Annotated in this window: 6 protein-coding genes; 3 read left to right on the plus strand and 3 right to left on the minus strand. The window is 52.0% G+C overall.

The annotated features are described in order from the left end of the window. On the minus strand, positions 1-568 hold a 568-nt coding region (locus tag ABX962_RS25845), incomplete at its 3' end, for a hypothetical protein (RefSeq protein WP_372723660.1). A 350-nt stretch (positions 569-918) separates the two neighbouring features. Beyond that, the gene (locus ABX962_RS25850) at positions 919-1,068 is read right to left on the minus strand and encodes a hypothetical protein (protein ID WP_372723661.1); all 150 of its coding nucleotides are present in this window, start codon (positions 1,066-1,068) and stop codon (positions 919-921) included. Positions 1,069-1,194: 126 nt separating this feature from the next. Here ABX962_RS25850 and ABX962_RS25855 point away from each other — a divergent pair, with 126 nt between their 5' ends. Next, entirely contained in the window at positions 1,195-2,133 is a 939-nt protein-coding gene (locus ABX962_RS25855) for a hypothetical protein (protein WP_372723663.1), read from the plus strand. A gap of 160 nt (positions 2,134-2,293) precedes the next feature. Here ABX962_RS25855 and ABX962_RS25860 read toward each other — a convergent pair whose 3' ends face one another. Next, positions 2,294-2,998: a transposase gene (locus ABX962_RS25860; RefSeq protein ID WP_372723665.1), complete on the minus strand. Its 705-nt coding sequence runs from the start codon at positions 2,996-2,998 to the stop codon at positions 2,294-2,296. Between the two features lie 139 nt (positions 2,999-3,137). Between ABX962_RS25860 and ABX962_RS25865 the strand changes: the two genes are divergently transcribed. Further along, positions 3,138-5,129 carry a hypothetical protein gene (locus ABX962_RS25865; RefSeq protein ID WP_372723667.1) on the plus strand — a complete coding sequence of 664 codons (1,992 nt, stop codon included), beginning with the start codon at positions 3,138-3,140 and terminating at the stop codon, positions 5,127-5,129. A 245-nt stretch (positions 5,130-5,374) separates the two neighbouring features. Then, the coding region (locus tag ABX962_RS25870; protein ID WP_372723669.1) for a glycoside hydrolase family 97 catalytic domain-containing protein at positions 5,375-6,814 on the plus strand (1,440 nt) is incomplete at its 3' end.

Here is a 6,814-nt window from a genome sequence, read left to right on the forward strand (position 1 = left end):
ATCGATCACGTCTCTCCTTAAGCTCATTCACTTCGCCACGCAATCGTCCAACTTCATCCCGAATCTGATCGAGTTGCTTCATCATCTCGCGAAGCAATTTATCGCTAGGATGTTTCTGGCGTTCATGCAGTTCCCGTTCCATGGCTTCGGCTTGTTGGGCAACTTTTTCTGCAACGTCATGCAGTCCAGAGTGATGCAGATGCTCGACAGCAATCCGCATATGTTCGAGACGACCGACAATCTCGTGGTGTGGGGCAGCTTGCTGTCGGTGCGACTCGTCGGAAAGACCTTCGAGTTCCGACTCCACTTGTTGTGCCCGACGTCGGACATTAGCGAGCCGTTCACTCGCATCAGGATTTTGCCTCAGACGATCCTCCTCGTGACGTAATTCCTCAAGAGAACGCCTCAGTCTCATAATCTTGGCCTTGCCCTGATCCAGACGCTCACGCTGGAGATGATCACGCTGGAGACGATCAGCCTCTTCCAACATTGTCGTGGCGTGGCGTTTCAGGTTTGCTGCTTCTTCATTACGGCCCAGTTCCGCAAGTTCGATCGCTTCTCGCTGCACCGCCTTGGCCTTCTCTCGGATTTCATCTGGCTCGGAAGCCGAGACGAACGAAGTCACGACGAACAGAGAGAATACAATTGCACCAAATTTTACGTATGACATATGGTTTCTCTTTTCTCGGGGTGGTCAACCGAATTGGTCTGAAGCTGGATTGGATGGTCGCTATTTCGTATCATCTGCCTTGTTCGTCGTAAATCCAGATTGGTCCTTCCTGAAATCGAAGTAGCCGGTTCATTCTACCAAGACTTCATGCCGCTCGCGTTTCGAATCGGCGGCGTTAAGCGGATTCGGGATAATGCATGCATTCTGTGCTCAAGACGGGACGATGCGACTCCTTTCGGTGAACGCAATCACAAGTGGGCATCGGTCACGCCAGAAGCGGCTTGTGCGATCCCCAAACGGCAACCACAACACGATTGGTCGTAGCCCGCCACTAACTCGGGAAGTGCTTTGATTGATTGGACGAGGGGCAGTGTCGCAATTCCAGTGCTCACTTTCATCAGCGCCCTGTTGGTCGAGGAATGAAGCCTGACTTTAAATGAAACCGAGCGTCAATGTCGATTTGTCGCCGGATTGCGACGTCCGGATTAAGACGTATTGCCTTGTTCGAAACTTAGGAAGCCTGAATGTTAAACGATTTCAACGAACGGCTTGCGATTGCCAAAGCGAACCTCCGACAGAAAGAAAAGCTTGAATCGATGTTACGTTCAGCTCGCCTTTTGCTGACAGAAGCAAAACACGAGCAGACGAGCCTGAGGCAGATCGCTGAGAAAGAGCATTCGGATCTCGCTGCCTTGGAAGGTTTGAGTCTCACAGGATTGTTTCATGCCATGCTTGGCAGCAAGGAGCAGAGACTTGATAAAGAGCGGAAAGAGTTTGTCGCCGCGAAACTGAAATTTGATCAAGTCACCGCCAGCTTGGATGATCTGCGTGAGGAGGTGCAGCGATTGACGGACGAGTCATCACGACTGGAAAACGCTGGCACGGAGTACGAACGTGTGCTTGTCGAAAAAGAGCGATATCTTTCGGACAACGACAGCGACATTGCAAGAAAGCTTGTTGAACTAACGCAGCAGATCGCGGATTTAGCGGCAGACCAAAAAGAACTTGATGAGGCTGTTGAGGCGGGGCAGTTCGCACTTCAATCGGTTGAGAGAATCCGAGACACACTTGCTTCCGCCGCCAACTGGGGCGTTCTGGATTTGTTCGGCGGCGGCATGCTGACGACGATGGCAAAACACTCAAAGATCGACGCCGCTAAGGATCAAGCCCGATTCGCGCAAAGGAGGTTACTGCGATTTGAAGAAGAACTTGCCGATGCTGACGCGCGTCTTCAGGTATCACTTCAGATCGATGGATTCTCGAAGTTTGCAGATTACTTCTTTGATGGATTGATTTCCGATTGGATTGTGCAATCAAAAATCCAGAAAGCGAAGGCTGAATGCACCAGAATTATCTCTCGTGTGAAGGCTGCGATGCGAGGATGTCAGCATCGCAGAGATTCGGTTAAATCGGAGATCAAGATACTGCGGGACAGCAAGAGAACGTTGATCGAAACGGTGTAGAACGATCCAGATCGTCTTCATCAGGACCAAATTCATCGTTCGCCGTGGGGCAGGTTTGCAACCTGCCGTCCATTATCGAAACCCCATAGCCAATCGACAACACATACGGATCTCGGATTGGGTAGATCGCGGAATGGCAGGTTAAAAACCTGCCCCACGGTTAACCAAACGCCGTCAATTGGGTTTTGCCGACCAGGGGGCGACCGAACGGGATCCCGTTGTCTCGCCGATAGCGTGCCGACGAAAATGGATACTCGTGTTGATCCGTGACGCATCCGGCCTTTACCGGATTCCGCTCGACATAATGGATGACTCTCTCCAACTCATCCACATCGTCCACGCAATGGTCATAGGACTCGTCTTGCCAGAACGTACCCATAGTACTTCGTAGCCGATTGCATTGCCTTGCCGAATGACGCTTCACGCTGTGCATGATCCGTTCTCTCGGCGTACGCTCGTCTGCCGCTTCACCGAGACCATCAACCCACTGCCGCAACGGTTCGAACACCCAATGAAAATGATTCGGCATTACAACCCATGCCCAGATCGCGTAACGTTCGCCCGCAAAATGCAGTAGTGACGTTTCAACTTCATGGGCCTGGCTTTCGTTTTCCAAATGCCGCGTGGCGAGTGCTCGGTCGAGCCAGTCATCGGACTTGGCAAATTCCAATTTCCATTTTCTTCGCTCCCACTCGTATGCGTTCATGCCTTGCGGGATGGCTCGGCTCGCAAGTTGTTGCCGGTAATCCGCAATCTCTTGTAATCCCAGCGCTGGGACACTCCCCTCGAGACAGGCTGTAACGAAATAAATCGCTCCCGGCTTGTCCAGGTGCGGCAGTCGACGGCGACGAAAATGCTCTATCATCTCTCGTGGGGCAGGTTTGCAACCTGCCTTTCCTGATGCGAAGGATTGTTAGGGATAATGGTAGCGATTCACGATGGCAGGTTTCAAACCTGCCCCACGCTAGGCGTTTCAGTCATTTTATCAGAGCAGGCAAATCCAAATGAGAGTTTTAGCGAAACCACGTTACGGTCATCCGATCGCTGTCGTCGTCATTCTCGCTTCGATCCTGGCTGCGATGACGCTACACGCTGAAGATTCAACCGTGCCCAAACTTGATTCTCGAATCAAGATGATTCCGCATAGTCTTCTACATGGGCTTGCAGCCGATGGTGAGATTTTGTCGGTAAATCAAACTCGTTTAGTAATCGTAGGAAAGACTTACTATGGGGACCGTCATTACTTAACCGTAATCAAACTTCCAACCGGCGAGGTGCTCGAGAAAATCGCCATCGCGTTGCCGATCGAAGAAATGGAACATGCCACAGGCTCGCAAGACGGTTCGCGGATCGCGATCTTGCAGGGCGACACGATTGAAATCCGTGACGTCGTCACTGCTGGTGAAGTAAAACATCGCATCGCTGTAAAAGCGAGTGAGATTACCAGCATTGCATTGTCTAACGATGGTGGAAAACTCGTGGTAGGATCACATCAGCACGTGACGCTCTACGATTGCCAAACGGGAAAACGTTTGCAGCAATACCAAATCAATTCAGGAAAACCCATCGTCTTTTTTAGCGACGTCGATCAACTCGGTGTCTTCAGCTCAACAGGTGTTTGGTTATCGGAATCCAGTGGCAAACCTCCTGAATTTCGTTTCGCTACACCCGAAGGCTTTGAACTGCGAAACGTTTGTGTTTCCAATGGCCACTGCTTCGCCACACTCAAAAAAATCCGTTCGGTAAATTTGGCCATCGAAATTATGAGCGGGAATTACCAAGACAGCACTTATTTCGCGGCCAAATTCGATACCCAAGGCAACATAAAGTGGCAAGTCGGCACATCCGACGATTTGATTGCGGTGAACCAAGACACCGTCGTTTTTCGCAACAAGGATATGCTAATGAGAACGACAAACTCAGCAGAGGTGACCACCATTGGTCGCTGCGAATGGCTCGACCAATGGAAGTTCTCTGCTGGCGGCGAATTTTTGGTTGGACTCGTCAATCAAGAGAACGGGGTACAAATTTGGAATGCTGATACTTGGCGACCCCACTTCGCCAATGCAATTCCGTACGGCCCGTCGGCTTGCGGGATTGACGACAACGGACGTGCCACCGTGACGAGCCAATCGAGCGTGTGTGTTGCGGACCTTGGGAAACCGTTTCAACGAGTGACGGATCTACCTGACGACATTTCTCCTTACATGGGCAAACACTGGCTTTCCGGCGACGGTCGTTTACTGGCGTGGCTGACCAAATCCGATGGCGTCAAACTAATGGATCTCGCGGAAGAGAAAGAGATCAAGATCGAGACACGCAGCGACTCAAAGGCGACTTCCGTTTGGATCAATCAATTGGGAGACCGCGTGATCATTCGTTACAAGAGCAAACCCACGTCCCCGGGTCAGGAGGCGAAACGCGGCTTCTTTGAAGGATTCTTCGGTGGCACGTCAGCAGTCGCAGCACCAACGGATCTGATTTCGTTACCAACCGGAAAACGAATCGCCGAGTTCAATACCAGTGATCTAGAGCTATTGAAGCATCCGATTTTTCCAGCGGAGCGGATGACGTATTCAACAAGGACCGGGATCGCGCATTATTCCATCTCACCCACAAGCGTGAATAAGACGGGCAGCATCCGCATCGAGCACTACAGTCAGTCGGTGAGCGCAAGCGGAGCGATGGTGGTCGGAACACATTCAGGCAAGGTTCTTTGGTATGAAAGCCCTGTATCGTCGCCACAGACACTGCTGCAAACCAACGACGATCACAAACTGACCGTAGGTGTGTCGCCCGATGGCAAAACGGCCTATTGTTGTGAACATGTCGGTGATCGCAGAGAAACATTGTTCAAGGTCATCAGCTGTCCTGATGCAAAGATTCTGTGGGAGCAATGGCTGCCAGGCGAAATCAACAAACTCAACGTCTCTCCACAAGGAGAGTACGTGCTTCTCTCGATGTTTGATCGATGGTTTGTTGTCCACGCGGGGTGACAACACATGAAGCTAGCGGTTTGCTCAAAGCCGGTGGGAAATAAAGCCTACGGATGTCGCAAATCCATAGAACCGTGTCGCAAATCATTCTCATCTCCGCGATTTCAGCAATGACAATGGGTTTCTTGGCCTCCATACACCCCAATAACGTCGTCATTCCCCCATAATGAAACTCAAGCTGGTCCCGATGACAGATAGACGGCGGCCCCGTATTCAGCGGTTCGACGAAAAGGAAAGGAACGAAAATGACGAGGTTTTTCACCTGGCTGGTGGTGGGCGTGCTGACAGCGACGAATCTGTATGCGGATCCCGTGACGGTGCGATCTCCGGATGGCCAAGTCGCGGTTTCGTTCGAGGTTCGCGAAGACACACTGTTCTATTCCATTTCCAGGGAGAATAGGCCGGTCGTTGATGCGTCCAAAGTCGAGATTTTCGCTGGTGCGAAGATGACGGTGATTGATCAGTCGATTCGCGAGAGTGATTCGAGTTGGAAACCGGTCTATGGCCAGTTCAGCAGCATCCGCGATCAGCACCGCGAACTGACGCTTTCGCTGTCGGCAGACGATGTGCCGGTGCAATTGATTTGCCGCGTGTTTGATGGCGGAGTCGGATTCCGCTTTGTGCTGCCGAAAGAGTCCGCAGGCAAGAAGATGACGTATACCAGCGAGTACAAACTGCTCGGCGGTGCGGCTCACTATGCAGGCCAACGTGGTGCGAAAATCGTTGATCTCACCAAAGCAAAACGGGTCGCCGTCCCGTTGGTGACGCAGCGAGACGACGGGCTGCATGTCGCGTTGCTGGAGTCGGATCTGTATTCCGCCGCCGGGTTTGAGATCATGGGAATCCGTTTTGCCGCTGCCTCAGGCTCGCTGGTGGCGTCGAGTTCTGCTGTCTCGATTGGCGAAGGACAAGTGACGGCTTGGCGAGTGATTTTGATCGACGAAACGGCCGGCGATTTAACAGTGAATACAGTCGCGCTGAATCTCGCGGCCCCCTGCAAGCTAGCCGATACGAGCTGGATCAAGCCTGGCAAAGGCCTCTGGGATTGGCGGATTCACGGCTATCACAACGGAGAATTTGTTTATGGCATCGATACTCGCAGCTACTTGCATTTGATCGACTTCTGTGCCGAACAAGGCATCGAGTACTTTACCGTCGACGATTTTTGGTTCACCAAAGCGGGCGATGGAAAGATGACTGTCGCACCGGAGGTTGATATTGCCAAGGTGATGAGTTATGCCAAGGAAAAGGGCGTGATGATCATGCTCTATTACGACCGCAAGAAAGGAAACTTCGGCGATGAAACACTGTTCCGTCACTATGCGGATCTGGGTGCGACGGGCATGAAGTACGGCTTCATGGGCAACAAGGCCGATTTCACCCGAGACGCCATCAATGCAGCCGCGGAAAACAAGTTGCTGATCAATTTCCATGACGGACCGGTGCCGATGGCGGGTGTCGAGAGAACGATGCCCAATTTGATCACCCGTGAATACTGCCATGGCCAACAAGACAGCCGAAGTGCGTTCACGCCCGAAACCTTCCTGCAAATGGCAATGGTCAATGCGCTCACCGGTCCGCTCGACATGTCCAATGGAAACTTTGGGATCAACAGCATCAACGCGGGTGAGCGTAAGAAAGGGCCCAAGAAGAGGAACAGCTACATCTCGACCGTGGTCAGCGAA

The sequence above is a fragment of the Novipirellula sp. genome, from assembly GCF_041583735.1.
Lineage (GTDB): Bacteria > Planctomycetota > Planctomycetia > Pirellulales > Pirellulaceae > Novipirellula.